We start from the raw sequence: 18,336 nt of genomic DNA, 5'->3' as shown, positions 1-18,336 counted from the left end.
GGGCGAATTGCCTGGATATGCGGCGACGAGAAAGGTAGCGCCCCGACAGGGCGCTTTGTTTGAAATAGTTAGCAAACCTCGCGACGCCCGGCTTTTCGCAACATGCCTGGTAATAGGGTTGCCTACCCTAATTAGGCTAACCTAATTTCCGCCCCTGTCGGCAGCGACAATTTGCACGTCATGGTTCGCGCAGCGGCCACCCCGCGTGCTCGGCGCGCGTTTGCCTACGTCGAATATCGCTGCGAATTGCTGCTTCTCCTTTGCCGGTCGCAGGGGTGTTGCGGGGACCGACCTGTGATGCTTGTCACACCCCACGGGCGTGTCGCGCACGCGACGAAAAGTCCTGTGGATGTGGGAGTGAGCGCCGTAGACGCACGCGGATGTCGAATTCGTGGAGCCGGTGACGGGAATCGAACCCGCGTATTCAGCTTGGGAAGCTGATGTTCTGCCATTGAACTACACCGGCACTGGTCTGAGAGGCTATCACCACCGCCTCACCCGCCGACCCCTGCAAGCCGTTCGGGCTGCCGTGGTGGGCGTCCGGGCCGGGGCTCCTTGTCCTTCGTTGGACTACAACCTCAACCTCGAGGGTGAGGCGCAAGCCCTCGTCGGCAACGGAGCGTCGACCGCGCCCCGGGGTCCCTACAGCGGAAGCGCCGTGGAGTCAGAGGCTTTCGGCGATCCCAGTTCGGACGCGACCAGCCGATTGATCGCCAAGAACCGCGGCGCGATAATGGATTGCAATTACGGGATTTCGGTGTCGGGATGAAACGCACCGCCAATGACGAGAACGGTTGGGTCAGCGTCGTACTCGGCGCGCCGCGGGCGCCCGCGCCGACACCCACCGTCACCAACACGTCAACTTTGGTGGGGGAGTGCGACTGCGACGCAGCGCCCACGAACAACCGCTTGCTGCCGCCGGTCCACCGCAATTCAGCATTGCCGCCCAACGGATCCCATGAACTCGGCCTCGCCGCACCGCCGCTGGGCGTGACTTGCGGCTACACCGTCGTGTGCCGCGGCGACTTCAACGGCCAGAACGTCGAGTTCGGACGCGTCGCTGGCGGGGTGACGGGCAGTCTCTGATTCGGTGTCCGCCCATCGCCCGCCCGGTTACGCTTCCCCTGGAAGGGGGCGGAGATGGAAGTGACGGTCACGGGTAAGCGCATCGCTGCGGTGAGCGCAGTGATCGTGGGCGCCGTGCTTCCGCACCCACCGGCCGGCGCCACACCGCCCGACGGAGACATCGAACGCACCGATCTCGCCAACGGCACCACCGGCGCGCCCGTCGTCATCGTCTCGGTCGGCCAGCCCACCACCCTCTACGTCCAGGACCTCGTGCTGCACGGTCCGGCCAGCAGCGGCTGGCACACCCACCCGGGGCCCGAACACACCGTCATCGCCGACGGAGCCGTCGTCGTGCAGACCGCGCCCGACTGCCGGCCCGTCACCTACCCGGCCGGCCAGGCGGTGTTCATCCCCGCCGGGGTGCCGCACGTCGTGCGCAACGAGAGCGGCGACGACGCGCACGCCGTGGTCACCTACACCCTGCCCGTCGACCGCCCGGTGCGCGACGACGCGCCCGCCGCCTGCCCCTGAGAACGGGCCGCGCCGTTACGCTCGTCCGGTGCTGCTCTCCGACCGCGACATTCGCGCCGAGCTCGATACCGGAAGACTGGGGCTCGACCCGTTCGACGACAGCCTGATCCAGCCGTCCTCGGTCGACGTCCGACTCGACAGTCTGTTCCGGGTGTTCAACAACACCCGCTACACCCACATCGACCCGGCCAAACGCCAGGACGATCTGACGACACTGGTCGAACCGAAAGAAGGCGAACCGTTCGTCCTGCACCCGGGGGAGTTCGTCCTCGGCGCGACGCTGGAGCGGTGCACACTGCCCGACGACCTCGCCGGGCGGCTCGAAGGCAAGTCCTCGCTCGGCCGGCTGGGGCTCCTCACGCACTCCACGGCCGGGTTCATCGACCCCGGGTTCTCCGGCCACATCACCCTCGAGCTGTCCAACGTCGCGAACCTGCCCATCACGCTGTGGCCCGGAATGAAGATCGGGCAGCTGTGCCTGCTGCGCCTCACCAGCCCGGCCGAGCACCCCTACGGCAGCGCCGGCACAGGCTCGAAATACCAGGGTCAGCGGGGCCCGACGCCGTCGCGCTCCTACCAGAATTTCCCGCAGTCGAGCTGACCGAAAACGTCACTGACGGAACAGTCGTCTCGCGAGTAGTGTCGAAAGCGCCTTCACCGCGCCAGCTAACAGCGTCGTTGTAACGCCACAGCGCCAGGCGCCGATGAAGTATCAAGGTGTCGGCTCGCCAGGCGGCTTCCCGGCGCGCATAACGCAACAGCGCAGCAAATGGTTGGGAGGAATCGAGTGGACATCGTTCTGGGTGTGTCGATGACACCTACGACGGTCCGCATGGTGCTGGTCGAGGGCAAGTCGGCCGACGGTGTCACCGTCGACCACGACGCCTTCGACGTCACGTCGCTCGATGCGTCGGCAAACGTCGCCGACCACGTCGTGGCGGCCGTGCTGGGGACCCGAGAGAGCGCCGAGACCGGAGGGCATCACCTCCACTCCGTCGGTGTCGCATGGAGCGACCACTCCGAAGCCGCGATCCTGCGCGACAAGCTCGCCGCCCATGGCATCGACGACGTCATGCTGGTGTCCGAAGGGCACGCCGCCGCCTCGCTCGCGCAGGCCGCCGGCCGCGCCGTCGGCTACGACACCACCGCGCTGCTGTTCATCGACCGCGACACCGCGACGCTGTCGGTGGTGCAGACCGGTGACGGCTCGGTGGTCAAGGTGCTCAGCCGCACCCTGCACAGCGCCGACGCATTGGCGGTGCTCACCGAGATGGCCGAAGCGGTCGCCACCCACGCGACTCCGCCGCAAGGCTTGTTCGTCGTCGGTTCGGGCGTCGACGTCACCTCCGTCAAAGCGCACCTCGAACACCTCGTGGCCCTGCCGGTCAACGCACCCGAAGACGCCGAGCTGGCGCTGGCCCGCGGTGCGGCCCTGGCGTCGGCCGCCGCGCCGGCCTTCGAGGCCAGCACCGTCGGCCTGGCCTACTCCCAGGATCCCGACGACGGGCCCACCGCCGGCTCGCTCTATCCCGGTCTCGCCGGAGCCGAGACGCAGCTGGCGTCGGTCGCGGCCACCCCGGTGGTCGACGAGTACGCCTTCCCCGAGGCGCCTGCCGCAGAGCAGGAGCGCAAGCCGTTCCTGCTCGTCGGCAGCGCGCTGTCCTCGATCTTCGTGATCGGTGTTGTGGCGCTGGTGATTTCGCTTGCCGTCAGCATCCGTCCCACTGCCGATCAGCGACCCAGCCCGGCCCAGAGTGCAATCGTGCCCAACAGCCAGGTCGCACCGCCCAAGCCGGCCCCGGTCCAGCAGGAGGCGGCCGTGCAACCGGTCGCTCCGCCGCGCGCCACCCGCACCGTCGAACCCACCAGGCCGCAGTGGCCGGGTCGCGACGACGACGACGCGCCGAGCCGACCGACCAAGCCGACGCTGCCCACGCTGCCGACGCAGACCGTGCAGCCCACCCGTACGCAGGTCCCGACGGTTCCCCAGGTGCCGCAGCGACCCAGCTGGCCGGGTTCGGGTTCCGGCCGCGGCGACGGCGATTCCGGTCGCGGATCGTCGTCGCGCCCCGACTCGGGCAGTCGAGTGCCCGGTGATGTCAACGGCGACGGCTGCTTCCTGATCTTCTGCGCGCCCGGCGGCGGCCGCGGCTGAGGACCGTCACCTGCCGTTGGCCTGGCGGCCGATGTCGCGTTGCGGATAGGTCATCCCGGCCGCTTACAGAAGCGGTATGCGATGCACCGTCTTCGGCACCGGATACCTCGGCGCCACCCACGCGGCCGGCATGGCCGAGCTCGGCCACCACGTCCTCGGCGTCGACATCGACCCGGCCAAGATCGCCAAGCTGACCGCCGGCGAGGTGCCGTTCTACGAGCCAGGTCTTCCAGAAGTGTTGCGCCGCAACATCGAAGCCGGCCGGCTCGCCTTCACCACGGACTACGCCGAAGCGGCCGAGTTCGCCGACGTGCACTTCCTGGGCGTCGGCACGCCGCAGAAGAAGGGCGACTACGGCGCCGATCTGAGCCACGTGTACGCCGTCGTCGACACCCTGGCTCCGCTGCTGCAACGGCCTTCGGTGATCGTCGGGAAGTCGACCGTCCCGGTGGGCACCGCCGCCGAACTGGCGGCACGGGCCCGCGCGCTGGCCACCGTCGACGTCGAGGTGGCGTGGAATCCGGAGTTCCTGCGCGAAGGCTTCGCCGTGCAGGACACGCTGCACCCGGACCGCATCGTTCTCGGCGTCGCCCCGGATTCCGACCTCGCCGAACCTGCTGTTCGCCAACTGTATTCGACACACCTCGACGACGGTGTTCCGTTCCTGGTGACCGACTGGCAGACCGCCGAGCTGGTGAAAGTGTCGGCGAATGCCTTTCTGGCGACCAAGATCTCGTTCATCAACGCGATATCGGAGGTGTGCGAGGCCGCCGACGCGGACGTCACCCTGCTGGCCGACGCGCTCGGCTACGACGCACGCATCGGACGGCGCTTCCTCAACGCCGGGCTGGGGTTCGGTGGCGGCTGCCTGCCCAAGGACATCCGCGGATTCATGGCCCGCGCCGGCGAACTCGGCGCCAACGAGGCGCTCACGTTCCTGCGTGAGGTCGACAGCATCAACATGCGTCGCCGCACCCGGATGGTGGAACTGACCGCCACCGCATGCGGTGGGTCGCTGCTCGGCGCCACGGTCGCTGTCCTCGGCGCCGCATTCAAACCGAACTCCGACGACGTGCGCGACTCACCTGCCCTCAATGTCGCGGGCCTGCTGCAGCTGCACGGCGCCGCCGTCTCCGTCTACGACCCCAGAGCAATGGAGAATTCGCGGCGCCTGTTCCCGACGCTGAACTACGCGACGTCGGTGCACGAGGCGTGCGAACGCGCCGACGCCGTGCTGGTGGCGACAGAATGGGCCGAGTTCGTCGACCTGGACCCGGCTGCGTTGGCGCCTGCGGTGCGCACCAAAGTGGTTGTGGACGGCCGTAATTGCCTTGACCTGTCCGCCTGGCGACAGGCAGGTTGGCGGACTTACGCGCTGGGCCGTAACGTCGGGCAGTAGCGTCGGGATGTGACCGTCTACGCGTTGAACCTGTTCGACATCGCCGACCGCGACGAATACCTCGCCTACGCGAGACGTTCGCCGGCCGAAGTCGCCAGACACGGCGGACGGGTGGTCGCGCTCGGGAAGTACCGCGAATCGGTCACCGGCGACATCGAACCCCGCAAGGTGCTGATTCTCGTCGAGTGGGACTCGCTGGAGGCGTTCAACAGCTACCGCGACGACCCTGCCCTGGCCGACCTGCACGCCCACCGGGAGAACGGCTCCTCGTCCTACATCTGGCACCTGTTCGACCGGTTGGACGATCTGCGCCCGCTGCTTAAGCTCGAGTGATGGCAGGCGATCGGCTTCGGCACCGGGTGCGCTGGTTGTCGATGCACGGGGTGATCCGCGGCTTGTCGACGATCGCCGCGCGCCGTAGCGGGGACCCGCAGGCCCGGCTCATCGCTGATCCGTCCGTACGCGACGACCCGGCGGCCTTCGCCGACGAACTGCGCGCGCAAGGCCCGGTCGTCCGCTGCCGCGCCGTACTGATCACCGTCGACCACCAGGTGGCCGGCGACCTGCTGCGCTCCGACGACTTCCGGGTCTCCGCGCTGGGCGCCGGATTGCCCGCACCGCTGCGGTGGATCAACGAGAAGACCCACCCTGGGCTGCTGCACCCCATCGAGCCGCCGTCGCTGCTGAGCATCGAGCCGCCGGATCACACCCGGTGCCGCAAGCTGGTGTCCTCGGTCTTCACACCGCGCGCGGTGGCGGCGTTGCGTGACCGTGTGCAGGACACCGCCGACCGCCTGCTCGACGAACTCGAAGGCCGGACCGGTCCCGTCGACATCGTCGCCGAGTACTGCTCGCAGCTGCCGGTCGCGGTGATCAGCGACATCCTCGGTGTGCCCGAGGCGGACCGCCAGCACATCCTGCGGTTCGGTGAACTCGGCGCTCCGAGCCTGGACATCGGACTGTCCTGGCCGCAGTACATGCAGGTGCACGAGGGCCTCGTCGGGTTCAACGAATGGCTCACCGGCCACCTGGATCACCTGCGCAGACATCCCGGCGACGACCTGATGAGCCAGCTCATCCGGGCCAGCCAGGACGCCGAGGAGTCCGCGCGGCTCTCCGAACGCGAACTGCAGGCCACGGCCGGGCTGGTGCTGGCCGCCGGCTTCGAGACCACGGTGAACCTGCTCGGCAACGGCATCCGCGTGCTGCTGCAGAGCCCCGAGCACCTCGACACGCTGTCCCGGCGACCGGAGTTGTGGCCGACCGCGGTCGAGGAGATCCTGCGGCTGGACTCGCCGGTGCAGATGAGCGCGCGCATCGCCCGCCGCGATGTCGAGGTGGCCGGCACCGACATCCGCCGCGGCGAACTGGTGATCATCCATCTCGCCGGAGCCAACCGCGACCCCGACGTGTTCACCGACCCGCACCGGATGGACCTGGAACGCGACAACGCCGGCCGGCACCTGTCGTTCTCGGGCGGGCGACACTTCTGTCTGGGTGCCGCGCTCGCCCGCGCCGAGGGTGAAGTCGGGCTGCGGACGTTCTTCGAACGCTTCCCCGACGCCCGGCTGGCCGGAGCGGGCAGCCGGCGGGACACCCGCGTCTTACGGGGGTGGGCAACATTGCCGATCACGCTTGGGACGGCGCGCGCCGCGATAGGTTCGTGACGTGGACTTCCGAGCAGCCCTGCTCGAGCAGACTCGAGCCTTCGGTGACCTGATCCGGTCCGGAGACCCCGCCACGCCCGTGCCGACCTGCGGCGAGTGGAACCTCAAACAGCTGTTCCGGCACGTGGGGCGCGGAAACCGCTGGGCCGCACAGATCATCACGCAACGCCGCAACGAACCGTTGGACCCGCGCGACGTGCTCGACGGCCGACCGCCAGACGACCTCGACGGCGCCATCGCGTGGCTGCAGCAGGGCGCACAGTTGGTCATCGACGCCGTCGACCACACCAGCAGCGAGACCCGGGTGTGGACGTTCGTCGGTCCCCGGCCCGCCGGGTGGTGGCTGCGCCGCCGACTGCACGAGACCGCCGTGCACCGAGCCGACGCCGCACAGGCGCTGGGCGTGGACTTCGCCCTGGATGCAGATCTGGCGGCCGACTGTCTGTCCGAATGGATCGAGCTGGCCTGCGTGGACCGTCGCCACCCGCCGGCGCTGAACCGCGGAGAGTCCATCCACCTGCACGCCACCGACGACCAGCTGGGGCCGACGGGCGAGTGGACCATCGTCTGTGACGACGACGGCGTCTGGTGGTCGCACAACCACGGCAAGGGCAGCGTTGCGCTGCGCGGCCCCGCGAAAGAACTTCTGCTGGCGACCGTGCGCCGCAAGTCGATCGCCGACAGCGGCCTGGAGCTGTTCGGTGACGAAGCGGTGTGGGACGGCTGGCTCGAACGCACCCCGTTCTGAGGTGTCCAGTACCTTCGCGATCATGACCACATCGGAGATGGCCACCGTTCTTGCCTGGCATGACGCGCTCAACGCGGGCGACACCGACACGCTGCTGCGCCTGTCGAGCCCCGACATCGAGATCGGCGATGCGCACGGCGCCGCGCAGGGGCACGCGGCACTGCAGGACTGGGCTCGGTCGGTCGACGGCACCATCGAACCCGGCCGCACCTACGTGCGAGACGGCGTGGTCGTCGTCGAGCAGCGGATCACCTCGGTCACCGGGGAGACCGGTTCGGCCGCTTCGGCGTTCCGCGTGGTGCGCGACCACGTCACGTCGGTGTTCCGGCACGCCACCCTGGACGATGCGCTCGCGGCGACCGCGCTGACCGAGGACGACCTGACCGGCTGATGCGCGGAATCATCCTGGCCGGCGGATCGGGCACTCGGCTGTATCCCATCACGATGGGGACCAGCAAGCAGCTGCTGCCGGTGTACGACAAGCCGCTGATCTACTACCCGCTGTCCACGCTGATCATGGCGGGGATTCGCGACATCCAGGTGATCACCACCGCTCACGAGGCCGGCGCGTTCCACCGGCTGCTCGGCGACGGCTCGGCGTTCGGGATCGACCTGAGTTACGCGGTGCAGCCCGAACCCGAAGGACTGGCTCAGGCGTTCGTCATCGGCGCGGACCACATCGGAAACGATTCGGTGGCACTGGTGCTGGGCGACAACGTCTTCTACGGCCCCGGGTTGGGCACCAGTCTGTCGCGGTTTCAAAACGTCAGTGGCGGCGCGATTTTCGCGTACTGGGTGGCCGATCCGAGCGCCTATGGGGTGGTGGAGTTCGCCGACGACGGCACGGCGCTGTCGCTCGAGGAGAAGCCGGTCACCCCGAAATCGCACTACGCCGTGCCGGGCCTGTACTTCTACGACAACGACGTCGTCGAGATCGCGCGGTCACTGCGCAAGTCCGCACGTGGGGAGTACGAGATCACCGAGATCAACCAGACCTACCTGAACCAGGGCAGGCTGCGCGTCGAGGTACTCGCCCGCGGCACCGCGTGGCTGGACACCGGGACGTTCGATTCCCTGTTGGACGCCAGCGATTTCGTCCGCACCATCGAACGCCGGCAGGGCCTCAAGATCAGCGTGCCCGAGGAAGCTGCGTGGCGCGTCGGCTTCATCGACGACGAGCAACTCGCGGCGCGGGCGCAGACCCTGGTGAAATCCGGCTACGGCGCGTACCTGCTGGAACTGTTGCAGCGCTAGTCATTTCAGCCCGGCGAGCACCTTGTCGAGTGTGACCGGCAGTTCTCGTACCCGCACCCCGGTGGCGTGGTAGACGGCGTTGACGACCGCGGCGGCGGCGCCGACGATCCCGATCTCGCCGGCGCCACGCGAACCCATCGGGTTGAAGTGTTCGTCGGCTTCGTCCAGCCAGATCGCGTCGATGTCAGCCACATCGGCGTGCGCGCTGATGTGGTAGGTCGCCAGATCCTGAGTCACCACGTGACCGAAGCGGGGGTCGCGGACACCGTCCTCGTGCAGCGCCATCGACAAGCCCATCGTCATGCCCCCGATCAGCTGCGACCGCAGCGTGCGCGGGTTGATCGCCCGGCCGATGGAGAACACGCCCAGCATCCGCGGGACACGGACCTCGCCGGTGAAGCGATTCACGTGCGCCTCGACGAAGTGCGCACCGAACGACTGCACGGTGACATCGTCGGTCTCGGGATCGGGAGCCTTGGCCAGCGTGCTCGCCCCGACCGCGGGAGGGTCCCCGTGGTCGGCGCGGAACTGGCGCACCGCTGCGACGATCGCCGAACCCCACGACGCAATGCCCGAGGAGCCGCCCTCCACCGAGGCGTCAGGCAGGTCGGTGTCACCGATCTGCAGGTCCACCGCGGTCACCGCGCATCCGAGCGCGTCGGCGGCGATCTGCGTCAGCGCCGTCCACGTCCCGGTCCCGATGTCGGCCGCGCCGATCTGAACCGTGTATCGGCCTTCGGCGCTGTAGGTGATGCGCGCGGCGTTGCCAGGCATCGCCATGCCCGGGTACGTCGCCGACGCCACCCCCGTGCCGACGAGCCACTCGCCCTGCTCTCGCGCACCCGGTCGCGGATCGCGCTGCGCCCAGCCGAAACGCTCGGCACCCAGTCGCAGACACTCCACCAGGTGGCGACCCGACCACGGCTTGCCCGATTCCGGATCGACCTCGGGATCGTTGCGGACCCGCAACTCGATCGGATCGATGCCGGCCGCCACCGCCAGCTCGTCCATCGCGACCTCGGCCGCGTAGGTGCCCGGACATTCCCCCGGGGCGCGCATCCAGAACGGCACCGGAACATCCAGGGTGGCCAGCCGGTGGGCGGTCCGTCGGTTCGGCGCGGCGTACATCTTGCGCGACGTCACCGCGGTCTGCTCGGCGAACTCCTTGACCGAAGAGGTCTGGCTGATCGCCTCGTGCACCAACGCGGTCAGTCGGCCGTCCCGGTCGGCGCCCAGCCGCACCCGCTGGATGGTCGGCGTCCGGTAGCCGGTCAGCGAGAACATCTGCTGGCGGGTGACCGCGAGCTTGACCGGACGGCCCGGGTTACGTTGCGCGGCCAGCAGTGCCAACACGTTGTGGGAGTGCGGCGCGCCCTTCGAGCCGAAACCGCCACCGACGTGCGGTGCGATGACCCGCAACTGCTCAGGTTCCAGCCCCAGCATCGGGGCCAGTTCCTTGCGGACTGCATGCACGCCCTGCGTCGAGTCGTACAGCGTCACCGCCGGCTGCCCGTCGCGCTCGGCCCACAGCGCGATGCACGCGTGCGGCTCCATCGGGTTGTTGTGTTCGTGGGGCGTGACGTAGGTCTGATCGACCGTGTACTCGGCGGCGGCCAGCCCGGCCTCGACGTCGCCCTCCTCGGTGTCGGGCGGGTAGGACGGGTTGACCGACTCCGGTGTGTACAGGCCGGGATGATCGGCCCGCAACTCGACGTCGTGGTGCTCGACGCTGTACTCGGGACGGACCAGAGATGCGGCGTGGCGGGCTGATTCGGCGGTCTCGGCGACGACTCCTCCGATCACCTGACCGCGGTAGTGCACGTCGGCGTCCTGCAGTATCGCCAGGTCACCGTCCGAGGCGTCGGCCAGGCTCGGTGCGTCGAACACCGTCAGCACGTCCAGCACGCCATCGATCTCTCGCGCCGCCGCGGTGTCCATCACCGTGACCCGCCCCCGGGCGATCGTCGACTGGACCGGATGCACGTACACCGGATGTTCGACGCCGTGCTCGAACGCGTACGGCGCGGTACCGGTGACCTTCGCGCGACCCTCGCGCCGCTTCAGCGGTGTCCCGATGGTGTGGGGTTCGAGCAGTGTCATCGCCGCCCCCGCTCGGTCAGCATGCGCAGCTGCGCCATCAACGTGCGGCGGGTGAGCTCGACCTTGAATTCGTTGCCGGGCTGCGGATCTGCATCGGCCAGTTCGGCGTCCGCGGCGGCGCGGAACGTCTCGTCGGATGCCGGTGCACCGACGAGGACCTGTTCGGCGCGGCGGGCCCGCCACGGCTTGTGCGCGATACCGCCCAGCGCGATACGTGCGGTCGCGATCTGGTCACCGCGGAACCCGAGTTCAGCGGCCACGGACGTCAGCGCGAACGCGAACGACGCGCGGTCACGCACCTTGCGGTAGTCCGACACCACCCCTGCGGCAGGTGCGGGCACTTCGACCGCGGTGATCAGTTCACCGTGACGCAGTTCGGTGTCGCGATGCGGTTGGTCTCCCGGCAGCCGGTAGAACTCGTCGATCGGGATGCGTCGTTGTCCGTCCGTGCCTTCGACGAGCACCACCGCGTCGAGAGCGGCCATCGCGACCGCCATGTCGGACGGGTGCACGGCGATGCAGTCCGGCGACGCCCCCAGGATCGCGTGGTAGCGGACGTAGCCCCCGACCGCCGAGCAGCCGCTGCCCGGTTCACGCTTGTTGCACGGCGTGGTGACGTCCTGAAAGTACACACATCGAGTGCGCTGCAACAGGTTTCCGGCCGTGGTGGCGGAGTTGCGCAGCTGTCCCGAGGCCGCGGACAGCAGTGCGCGGGCCAGGACCGGATAATGCGAGCGGATCACCGGGTGCGCCGCGAGATCACTGTTGCGCACGTTGGCGCCGATGCGCACCCCGCCGTCGTCGGTCAACTCGACCTCGGTCATGTCCAGCCGGCTCACATCGACAAGCAGATCCGGTTGCGCCACACCGAGTTTCATGTGGTCGACGAGATTGGTGCCACCCGCCAGGTAAGCAGCGTCGGGATGTCCGGTCAGGGTTGCCACCGCGTCGGCGGGGCTGGTGGCCACGTGGTACGCGAACGGCTTCACTGGCCGGCCGCCTTGCTGATCGCCGCGACGATGTTCGGATACGCCGCGCAGCGACACAGATTGCCGCTCATGCGTTCCCGGATCTCGTCGGCCGTCAGCTCCGGTGAGGCCTCCAGATCATCGGCGATGAAGCTGGGCGAGCCCGACTTGGCCTCGTCCAACATCCCTACCGCAGAACAGATCTGGCCGGGTGTGCAATAGCCGCACTGGAACGCGTCTTCGTCATGGAACGCTTGCGCGACCGGATGGAGATGGTCTCCGTCGCCGAGACCGGACGCGGTGGTGACATCGGCGCCGTCGACCGCGACCACGAATGTCAGGCAACTGATGGCGCGACGGCCGTCGACCAGGACGGTGCAGGACCCGCACTGGCCGTGGTCGCACCCCTTCTTCGGGGCGGTCACACCGATCTTCTCCCGGAGGGCGTCGAGAAGAGTGACGCGGTTGTCGACTGTCAGGTGGTGGGATCGGCCGTCGACGGCCAACGTCACCTCGGACGTGTGATTGGGCTGGCTCACCGTGCCCGAATACCCTGGGCCTTGCTCCCCAAACGCCGTGTCAGCGCCGCGGCGTCGCGAGCACGGCGGCGATTCCCGTCGTCAAGGGGACCGACAGCGCCAACGCGATGCCGCCGACCGCGGACCGCGCGATCTCGATGGCCACGCTCTCGCTGGTGAGCACATCGCCCAGGGAGCGGTTGGCGACGCTGAACAACAGCAGCAGCGGCAGTGCGCTGCCGGCGTAGGCCAGCACCAGCGTGTACACCGTGCTGGCGATGTGGTCCCGTCCGACCCGCATCGCACCGACGAACACCCGCCGTCGGCTCGCGCCCTCCAGTTCGGCGAGTTCGAACACCGTCGAGGCCTGGGTGACCGTGACGTCGTTGAGCACACCGAGCGAGCCGATGATGAACCCGGCCAGCAGCAACCCGGTGATCGACACGTTCCCCAGATACGCGGCCACCTGGTTGTTTTGGTCCTCCGACAGTCCGGTCAGATGCGCCAATTCGATTGCCGCCCACGACAGTCCTGCCGCCAGCAGCAGCGATGAGAGCGTGCCCAGCAGCGCGGCGCTGGTGCGCAGACTCACCCCGTGCGCCAGATACAGCACCGCGTAGAGAATGGCCGCCGAGGCCACCAGCGCGACCGGGACCGCGGGTGCGCCGTCACGCAGCGCCGGCAGCAGGAACACCACCAGCACCCCGAACGCGACCACGATGCCGACCAGTGCGCGCAGGCCGCGCCACCGCGCGACCGCCACCACCACGATCGCGAAAGCCGCCGCAAGCGCCACCAGCGGCCACGTCCGCTGGTAGTCGTAGAACGAATAGGTGGTGGTGCCGGTGCTGTCGACCTGCCGCGTGACGCGGACGTCGTCCCCGGCCACCAAACGCGGTTGGCCACCGCCGCCACTGAACTCCAACAGAGTGCGCGCGCCCTGGTTCGGGCCGGACTCGATCGCGACCAGCGTCTGCACACACTCGGTGGCGCCCTCGCGCGCCGGGAGCGGATCCGCGGTCAGGACCGCGCCGACCGACGGGCTGCCGCAGGTCGCCGTCGTCGTGGACAGCACCCGCCCCGCCTCGGTGGTCACCGCACCGCCGGCGGCGTTCTGGAACGGCAGCGGAATCTCGGCCTGCCGGCCGCTGGGCCACAGCCACGCCGCCCCGGCGAGCACGGCGACACCGCACGCCACCAGAAGCCCGACGACGATCTTGGCGGCCAGCGGCCCCAGCGGAGACGGCCCGCTCAGCGAGTGGGAGTGACTGTGGGCCACGGCCTCACTGCCGGTAGCTGACCAGGAAGTTGCCCAGCCGTTCGATCGCAGCGGACAGATCCCGCGCCCACGGCAGCGTCACGATGCGCAGGTGATCCGGGGTCGGCCAGTTGAAGCCGGTGCCCTGCACCACCAGGATCTTCTCCTGCAGCAGCAGATCGAGCACCAGTTGCTCGTCGTCGACGATGTCGTAGACCTCGGGATCCAGCCGCGGGAAGGCGTACAGCGCGCCGCGCGGCTTCACGCACGACACCCCCGGAATCTCGTTGAGCTTCTCCCACGCGACGTCGCGCTGCTCGAGCAGCCGCCCGCCCGGCAGAACCAGATCCTCGATGCTCTGATGCCCGCCGAGCGCCACCTGAATCGCGTGCTGCGCAGGCACATTCGGGCACAGACGCATGTTGGCCAGCAGGCTGATGCCCTCGATGAAACTGGTCGCGTGCTCCTTGGGCCCGGTGATCACCAGCCACCCCGACCGGTAGCCGGCCACGCGGTAGGCCTTCGACAGCCCGTTGAACGTCAACGTCAACACGTCCGGCGCGACCGACGCCATCGAGATGTGCTCGGCGTCGTCGTAGAGGATCTTGTCGTAGATCTCGTCGGCCAGCAGCAGCAGCTCGTGCTTGCGCGCCAGATCGGCGATCTTCTCCAACGTTTCGCGGCTGTACACCGCGCCGGTCGGGTTGTTCGGGTTGATCACCACGATCGCCTTGGTGCGGTCGGTGATCTTGGACTCTATGTCGGCAACGTCGGGATTCCAGTCCTGGGTCTCGTCACACAGGTAGTGCACCGGGGTGCCGCCGGCCAGCGACGTGCACGCCGTCCACAGCGGATAATCCGGCGCGGGGATGAGCACCTGGTCGCCGTTGTCGAGCAGCGCCTGCAGCACCATCTGGATCAGTTCGGAGGCGCCGTTGCCGAGGTACACGTCGTCGATGTCGAAACGTGGGAAACCCTCGACCAATTCATAGCGGGTGAACACCGCGCGCCGCGCGCTGACGATGCCCTTGGAGTCGGAGTAACCCTGCGCGTACGGCAGCGCGGCGATGATGTCGCGCATGATCACATCGGGCGCCTCGAAGCCGAACGGGGCCGGGTTGCCGATGTTGAGCTTCAGGATGCGGTGGCCTTCGGCCTCCAACCGCGAGGCATGTTCGTGTACGGGACCACGGATCTCGTACAGCACGTCCTGCAACTTCGAGGACTGCGCGAACTCGCGTGGGCGCGTGTGCTGGCCGCTGGCCGCCTGCCACGGCACCTGATGGGTACTCACGTCACCCATGATCGCACCGCCGTCCAATCAAATAACGAGCGAGAGTGCATCCACGGTCGTCGATCAACGTGGATCGCGACCGTGGATGCACTCTCGGTGAGCTGGATTACCGTCGACCCGGCCGGCGAGCACCCCTGGCGATGCCCAGGCCCTTGACCGGGGGTTCGTCTCCCACGACGCGGTCGCCATCCGACGACGACTTCGGTGCGGGTTCCGCCTGGGGCGCGGCCCCGGAATCGGACTCGGCAGCAGGCTCCGAGGCCGGCTCGGCGGCCGGTTCGGGAGCAGGCTCGGCGGCCGGTTCAGCCTTGGGCTGGGCCGGCTTTGCGGGGCCCTTCTTGGCGCCCGGACGACGCGCACCCGGCGCGATGCCGAGGCCCTTGACTTCCGGCTCGGGCTTGGCCGTCTCGAGCCCACGGTCGGAATCGGCGGTGTCGGCCGATTCGGTGCCGGCAGCAGCTTCGTCCGGATCGACGTTGGGCGGCTGCACCACGGTGCCCGCACCCTCATTCGGCGACGCGGTCTTGGCTCCACTCGCCGGGGCCTTCTTCGCCCCCGGGCGACGCGCACCCGCAGCGATGCCCAGACCCTTGACCTCGGGCTCCGGCTTGGCTTCCGCGGCCGGAGCGGATGCCTCGGCGGCCGGAGCCGATGCCTCGGCCTTGGGGGCCTCGGCCGGCGCGGCGGTCTTCTTCTTCGCGCCGGGACGCTTGGCGCCGCCGGCGATACCCAGACCCTTGACCTCGGGCTCCGCCTTCGCCGGCTCGGCCTTCGCGGGCTCGGCGGCAGCCGGTGCGCTCTCGGCGGCCGGTGCGGCCTTCTTGGCACCCGGACGCTTGGCGCCGCCGGCGATGCCCAGACCCTTCGCGGGCGCCGCGGCCGGCTTGGCCTCGCCGTCGGTTGCGGGCTTCTTGGCACCCGGACGCTTGGCGCCACCGGCCAGACCCAGTCCGGTCGTCGGCTTCGCCTCGGTCGCGGTGTCGGCCTTGGCCTCCGCCGGCTCGGGTGCTGCCTCCTCCTCGACCTCGGGCTCGTCGACCTTGGCCGGCGCCTCGGCGGCCAGCCGCGCGGCGCGCTCCTCGGCTTCCTTTGCCGCCGTGCCCTTTTCGGGCAGCGAGATGGCGCTCTTGTCCAGCGCACCCAGCAGCAGCTGGGCCACGTCGAGCACCTCGGCCTTCTCCACCTCGCGTGCGGCGGAGACCTCGTCGACACCGTCGGTGATCATCACCCGGCAGAACGGGCAGCCGGTGGCGATGGTGTTCGCGGTGTCCATGGCCTCTTCGGTGCGCTCGGTGTTGACGCGCTTGCCGATGTGTTCTTCCATCCACATCCGGGCACCACCGGCGCCGCAGCACAGGCCGCGGTCGGCGTGGCGCGGCATCTCGGTCAGCTTCGCACCGGACGCGCCGATCAGCTCACGCGGAGCGGTGTACTCCTTGTTGTGCCGGCCCAGGTAGCAGGGGTCGTGGTAGGTCACGTCCGGTCCGCCCACCGACTTGACCGGGACCAGCTTCTTGTCGCGCACCAGACGGTTGAGCAGCTGGGTGTGGTGCAGCACCGTGTAGTTGCCGCCCACCTGCGGGTACTCGCGGCCCAGCGTGTTGAAGCAGTGCGGGCAGGTGACCACGACCTTGCGGTCGACGCGCTCGACACCCTCGAACAACTCGTTGAGCGTCTCGACGTTCTGGGCGGCCAGCTGCTGGAACAGGAACTCGTTGCCCGAGCGGCGCGCCGAGTCGCCGTTGCAGGTCTCGCCCTCGCCGAGCACCAGGTACTTCACGCCGGCGGCGGCCAGCAGCTCCGCGACGGCCTTGGTGGTCTTCTTGGCGCGGTCCTCGTAGGCGCCGGCGCAGCCGACCCAGAACAGGTACTCGTAGCCGTCGAAGCTCTCGACGTCCTTGCCGTAGACCGGGACGTCGAAGTCGACCTCGTCGATCCAGTTGGTGCGGTCCTTGGCGTTCTGGCCCCAGGGGTTGCCCTTGGTCTCCAGGTTCTTGAACAGCACACCGAGCTCACCGGGGAACTCGGACTCCATCATCACCTGGTAGCGGCGCATGTCGACGATGTGGTCGATGTGCTCGATGTCCACCGGGCACTGCTCGACGCACGCACCGCAGGTGGTGCAGGACCACAGCACGTCGGGGTCGATGACACCGCCCTGCTCCTCGGTGCCGACCAGCGGCCGGGTGGCCTGCAACGGCGAGTCGGCCGGGACGCGCTCGAAGCCCGACTCCGGGACGTGCTCGTGGGAGTGCTTCTCGCTCTTCTTCTCCCCGCGAACTTCCTCGCCGAGACCACCCTCGGGGGTGTTCTCCAGCGGCGATTCCTTGCCGTCGAGGATGTAGGGCGCCTTGGCGAACAGATGATCGCGCAGGTTCATGATCACGAGCTTGGGCGACAGCGGCTTGCCGGTGTTCCAGGCCGGGCACTGCGACTGGCAACGACCGCACTCCGTGCAGGTCGTCATGTCGAGGTAGCCCTTCCAGGTGAAGTCCTCGATCTTGCCGCGACCCAGCACCGCGTCCTCAGCGGGATCCTCGAAGTCGACCACCTCGCCGTTGGACTCCACGGGCAGCAGCGGGCCCAGGCCGTTGGGCATCCGCTTGAAGGTGACGTTGATCGGCGCCAGACCGATGTGCAGGTGCTTGGAGTGCAGCACGATCAGCAGGAACACCAGCATGACCGCGATGTGGCCGATCAGAGCGATGGTCTCGATCCACTCGTTGGCGGTGTGGCCGAGCGGGCGCATGATCCAGCCCATGAACTGGGAGAAGAACGCGCCGTTGCCGTAGGGCAGGTTGCCGACGACCGCAGCGGCGCCCCGGACGAGGGCGTAGGTCCAGATGACGTTGAAGATCATGAACAGGATCAGCCAGGCACCGCCGGTGTGCGATCCGTAGAAGCGGGAGTCGCGGCCGTGCTGCTTGGGCTCCTGCATGACGCGGATGATCGCGAACGTGATGATGCCGAGCAGCACCGCGACGGCGAAGAAGTCCTGCAGGAAGCCGAGCGCGTCCCACTTGCCGATGATCGGGATGTGGAAGTCGTGGTCGAAGATCAGGCCGTAGGCCTCGAGATACACCGACGCCAGGATGAAGAAGCCCCACATCGTGAAGAAGTGCGCGATACCCGGGATGGACCAGCGCAGCAGGCGGGTCTGCCCGAACACTTCTTCGAACTGTGTGGTGATGCGTTTACGCAGGTTGTCTTTGCGGTTGTTGCCTTCGCTCATCGGTTGGCCGGAGCGGATGAGTTTCGTCAGCCACAGCACGCGTTTGACAGCGAGCGCCCCGACGACAGCGGTCATCAGCACACCGACGATGAGTCTGATCAACATCTGCGTATCCACGCGGGCCTCCGGTCTTCTAGTTACCGG

16 protein-coding genes and 1 tRNA gene are annotated in these 18,336 nt (G+C 68.5%); 10 read left to right on the top strand and 7 right to left on the bottom strand.

Going from position 1 to position 18,336, the window contains the following annotated elements; all coding sequences use genetic code 11:
• Nucleotides 1-392 precede the first annotated feature (392 nt).
• Nucleotides 393-466 (bottom strand) — tRNA-Gly (locus ACQI46_RS03940).
• A 299-nt stretch (nt 467-765) separates the two neighbouring features.
• Here ACQI46_RS03940 and ACQI46_RS03935 point away from each other — a divergent pair.
• From ACQI46_RS03935 to rfbA, 10 genes are all read left to right on the top strand, one after another.
• Nucleotides 766-1,086 carry a hypothetical protein gene (locus ACQI46_RS03935; RefSeq protein WP_427092608.1) on the top strand — a complete coding sequence of 107 codons (321 nt, stop codon included), beginning with the start codon at nt 766-768 and terminating at the stop codon, nt 1,084-1,086.
• 54 nt (nt 1,087-1,140) lie between these two features.
• Nucleotides 1,141-1,599: a cupin domain-containing protein gene (locus ACQI46_RS03930; RefSeq protein WP_427092607.1), complete on the top strand. Its 459-nt coding sequence runs from the start codon at nt 1,141-1,143 to the stop codon at nt 1,597-1,599.
• A gap of 28 nt (nt 1,600-1,627) precedes the next feature.
• The gene (gene dcd, locus ACQI46_RS03925; RefSeq protein ID WP_427092606.1) at nt 1,628-2,200 is read left to right on the top strand and encodes a dCTP deaminase; all 573 of its coding nucleotides are present in this window, start codon (nt 1,628-1,630) and stop codon (nt 2,198-2,200) included.
• A 186-nt stretch (nt 2,201-2,386) separates the two neighbouring features.
• The gene (locus tag ACQI46_RS03920; RefSeq protein ID WP_427092605.1) at nt 2,387-3,754 is read left to right on the top strand and encodes a DUF7159 family protein; all 1,368 of its coding nucleotides are present in this window, start codon (nt 2,387-2,389) and stop codon (nt 3,752-3,754) included.
• Between the two features lie 76 nt (nt 3,755-3,830).
• Nucleotides 3,831-5,153 (top strand): UDP-glucose dehydrogenase family protein, encoded by a 1,323-nt coding sequence (locus tag ACQI46_RS03915; RefSeq protein ID WP_427092604.1) that lies wholly within the window; start codon nt 3,831-3,833, stop codon nt 5,151-5,153.
• Between the two features lie 9 nt (nt 5,154-5,162).
• The gene (locus ACQI46_RS03910) at nt 5,163-5,486 is read left to right on the top strand and encodes a DUF1330 domain-containing protein (protein ID WP_427092603.1); all 324 of its coding nucleotides are present in this window, start codon (nt 5,163-5,165) and stop codon (nt 5,484-5,486) included.
• A complete protein-coding gene (locus tag ACQI46_RS03905; RefSeq protein ID WP_427092602.1) occupies nt 5,486-6,820 on the top strand; it encodes a cytochrome P450 in 1,335 nt (444 codons plus the stop codon). Before ACQI46_RS03910 ends, ACQI46_RS03905 begins: the two co-directional genes overlap by 1 nt.
• Nucleotide 6,821: 1 nt before the next feature.
• Nucleotides 6,822-7,568 (top strand): maleylpyruvate isomerase family mycothiol-dependent enzyme, encoded by a 747-nt coding sequence (locus ACQI46_RS03900; RefSeq protein WP_427092601.1) that lies wholly within the window; start codon nt 6,822-6,824, stop codon nt 7,566-7,568.
• A 22-nt stretch (nt 7,569-7,590) separates the two neighbouring features.
• Entirely contained in the window at nt 7,591-7,959 is a 369-nt protein-coding gene (locus ACQI46_RS03895; RefSeq protein ID WP_427092600.1) for a nuclear transport factor 2 family protein, read from the top strand.
• Nucleotides 7,959-8,822 (top strand): glucose-1-phosphate thymidylyltransferase RfbA, encoded by an 864-nt coding sequence (gene rfbA, locus ACQI46_RS03890; protein ID WP_427092599.1) that lies wholly within the window; start codon nt 7,959-7,961, stop codon nt 8,820-8,822. Before ACQI46_RS03895 ends, rfbA begins: the two co-directional genes overlap by 1 nt.
• On the opposite strand, the gene ACQI46_RS03885 is transcribed toward rfbA, so the two are convergent.
• The 6 genes from ACQI46_RS03885 to ACQI46_RS03860 form a co-directional block, all read right to left on the bottom strand.
• Nucleotides 8,823-10,922, bottom strand: coding sequence for a xanthine dehydrogenase family protein molybdopterin-binding subunit (locus ACQI46_RS03885; RefSeq protein ID WP_427092598.1), 2,100 nt, complete (start codon nt 10,920-10,922; stop codon nt 8,823-8,825).
• Nucleotides 10,919-11,911: an FAD binding domain-containing protein gene (locus ACQI46_RS03880; protein ID WP_427092597.1), complete on the bottom strand. Its 993-nt coding sequence runs from the start codon at nt 11,909-11,911 to the stop codon at nt 10,919-10,921. Before ACQI46_RS03880 ends, ACQI46_RS03885 begins: the two co-directional genes overlap by 4 nt.
• Complete coding sequence (locus ACQI46_RS03875; protein WP_427092596.1) at nt 11,908-12,429, bottom strand: 2Fe-2S iron-sulfur cluster-binding protein; 522 nt, start codon at nt 12,427-12,429, stop codon at nt 11,908-11,910. Before ACQI46_RS03875 ends, ACQI46_RS03880 begins: the two co-directional genes overlap by 4 nt.
• Before the next feature lie 40 nt (nt 12,430-12,469).
• Nucleotides 12,470-13,687 carry a YibE/F family protein gene (locus ACQI46_RS03870; protein WP_427092595.1) on the bottom strand — a complete coding sequence of 406 codons (1,218 nt, stop codon included), beginning with the start codon at nt 13,685-13,687 and terminating at the stop codon, nt 12,470-12,472.
• Between the two features lie 4 nt (nt 13,688-13,691).
• Complete coding sequence (locus ACQI46_RS03865; RefSeq protein ID WP_427092594.1) at nt 13,692-14,969, bottom strand: pyridoxal phosphate-dependent aminotransferase; 1,278 nt, start codon at nt 14,967-14,969, stop codon at nt 13,692-13,694.
• Between the two features lie 97 nt (nt 14,970-15,066).
• Nucleotides 15,067-18,309, bottom strand: a complete 3,243-nt coding sequence (locus tag ACQI46_RS03860; protein ID WP_427092593.1) for a (Fe-S)-binding protein — start codon at nt 18,307-18,309, stop codon at nt 15,067-15,069.
• Nucleotides 18,310-18,336 lie beyond the last annotated feature (27 nt).

It is taken from the genome of Mycobacterium sp. SMC-4, assembly GCF_050205565.1.
Lineage (GTDB): Bacteria > Actinomycetota > Actinomycetes > Mycobacteriales > Mycobacteriaceae > Mycobacterium.
This window is presented reverse-complemented; position numbering and strand designations above follow the sequence as displayed.

Coding starts and splice junctions, on each gene's coding strand:
- ACQI46_RS03935 (WP_427092608.1), top strand. CDS start 766: ATGAAACGCACCGCCAATGACGAGAACGGTTGGGTCAGCGTCGTACTC.
- ACQI46_RS03930 (WP_427092607.1), top strand. CDS start 1,141: ATGGAAGTGACGGTCACGGGTAAGCGCATCGCTGCGGTGAGCGCAGTG.
- ACQI46_RS03915 (WP_427092604.1), top strand. CDS start 3,831: ATGCGATGCACCGTCTTCGGCACCGGATACCTCGGCGCCACCCACGCG.
- ACQI46_RS03905 (WP_427092602.1), top strand. CDS start 5,486: ATGGCAGGCGATCGGCTTCGGCACCGGGTGCGCTGGTTGTCGATGCAC.
- ACQI46_RS03895 (WP_427092600.1), top strand. CDS start 7,591: ATGACCACATCGGAGATGGCCACCGTTCTTGCCTGGCATGACGCGCTC.
- rfbA (WP_427092599.1), top strand. CDS start 7,959: ATGCGCGGAATCATCCTGGCCGGCGGATCGGGCACTCGGCTGTATCCC.
- ACQI46_RS03885 (WP_427092598.1), bottom strand. CDS start 10,922: ATGACACTGCTCGAACCCCACACCATCGGGACACCGCTGAAGCGGCGC.
- ACQI46_RS03865 (WP_427092594.1), bottom strand. CDS start 14,969: ATGGGTGACGTGAGTACCCATCAGGTGCCGTGGCAGGCGGCCAGCGGC.